Source organism: Methylomonas defluvii, from assembly GCF_033949435.1.
Lineage (GTDB): Bacteria > Pseudomonadota > Gammaproteobacteria > Methylococcales > Methylomonadaceae > Methylomonas > Methylomonas defluvii.
This window is the reverse complement of the sequence record NZ_JAXARY010000056.1, coordinates 1-1620: the sequence shown is the minus strand read 5'-3', so window position 1 is coordinate 1620 and position 1620 is coordinate 1. Positions and strand designations below refer to the sequence as shown.

The 1620-nt window shown below is 58.1% G+C and carries 1 protein-coding gene; it reads right to left on the bottom strand.

Annotated elements, in window-relative coordinates:
- Window positions 1–172: 172 nt before the first annotated feature.
- Complete coding sequence (locus tag QLH52_RS24485; RefSeq protein ID WP_319963279.1) at window positions 173–1525, bottom strand: IS1182 family transposase; 1353 nt, start codon at window positions 1523–1525, stop codon at window positions 173–175.
- Window positions 1526–1620 lie beyond the last annotated feature (95 nt).

The following is a 1620-nucleotide window of genomic DNA, read 5'->3' as shown; positions in this document are numbered from 1 at the left end:
CCTAGGAGCCCGTCGGACTTAAGTTTTTTTAAGCCGAAAATTTGGCGTCAGCCAAATGATCGAAGCCCTCAAGCTGTCGTAAAGTTACTCAGCCGGTCTTGAGAATTGATGTAGACGCGCTCCCCTTGGGTTATTCGACGGCATGCAACCCTATCATTGAGTTCGGCGGGGCTTATGCCCCGGCCAGCGCATACATCCGTTTCAGGTTAAACGCCATCGCCACCAGCTTCCATTCCCCGGTTACCGCGTCCAGTCCGCGTAGCGAGAACTGGCGAAAGCCCAGTACCTGCTTGATGATCCCGAATACGGGTTCCACCGTGCATTTGCGCTTGGCATAGCGGGCCTTGCCTTCACGGGTTTTCAGGTACCAGGCCATGTTTTCCACCGGGTCGCCGGTGTTGGGTTTCGGCGCGTCGGCCGCCAGATATTCAGCCAGGGGCACATGGTGGCTGTCGCGGCCCATGGCGATCAAAGGTTTGATGCCGCTTCGTTCGCAAGCCTGAACGTTGGCGGCGCTGAAGTAGCCCGTGTCGGCCAGCAGGGCATCGACTTGGCCCAACGTCTCGGGGAGTTTTTTCAGCTCGGCCAACATCGGTTCGACTTGTTGCTTATCGTTGGTCTGTTGCGTGACGCGGGTGGCGACGATCAGCATCGTGTCGGCGTCGACGGCGGCTTGGCTGTTATAGCCTTGCACGAAGCCTTCATGACTGGGCATGATGCGAGATTCTTCGTCGGTCAGGTTGATTTGGTCGTCAGGCTTGGGGCCTATTTCCGGGGCCTTGGGCTCCGGCCCTCTGGGCTTTTTGCCGGCCTGCCGCCCGGTTTCCCGGCGGGCAATCTTCGCCTCATACTCCTTTTGTGCCTGCTCATCGTGCGGCTTGACCCGCTCGGCGATCTGGGTTTTGGCATCGCGCAGGGCTTTCAATCGGTCTTCACGCCGCGCCAGTTCGGCCGGCAAGTCCAGATCGTCGCGGTCGTCCGCCGCATCGGTTTCGGCGGCCTTTTGTAATAAGACCTGGACCTCGTCCCGCAGCTGCGCTTCCAGCTTTTCGATGTGACCGTGGGACAAGGCTTTATGCCTGGAGGCGTTCGCCTTCACTTTCGTACCGTCCAGCGCAATTTGCCCCAGTTTCACCAACTTCATCGCTTGGGACAGGCTGAGGACCTGGACGAACAGATCTTCCAGCTCGATCAGGAAGGTTTTGCGGAAATGGGCCAGCGTATCGTGGTCGGGATGCGTATCCGCGGACAGGAAACGGAACGCCACCGAATCGTAGGTCGCTCGTTCGATCTTACGGCTGGAAAACACGCCGGTGGCGTAACCGTACACCAGGAGCGCCAGCAACACCGAGGGATGATAGGCCGCACTGCCGCGTCCCTGGTAACGGCTGGTGAATTGGCTCAGATCCAGTTGCTCGATGACTTCGACAACAAAACGGGCCAGATGAGCCTCCGGCAGCCATTCGTCCACCGAAGGCGGTAGCAAGTAAAGTTGATGGCGGTTGACGGGAATGAATCGACTCATCACAGGCTCCGTATATCTGATCTTTTGACCCTCCTTATTTTACCAAACCGATGTCGCGGTTAGATCTACTGCGCTAAAGTCCGACAGGCTCCTAG

Bases quoted from the DNA above. Each gene is read 5' to 3' on its own strand.
- QLH52_RS24485 (WP_319963279.1), bottom strand. From the start codon at position 1,525: ATGAGTCGATTCATTCCCGTCAACCGCCATCAACTTTACTTGCTACCG.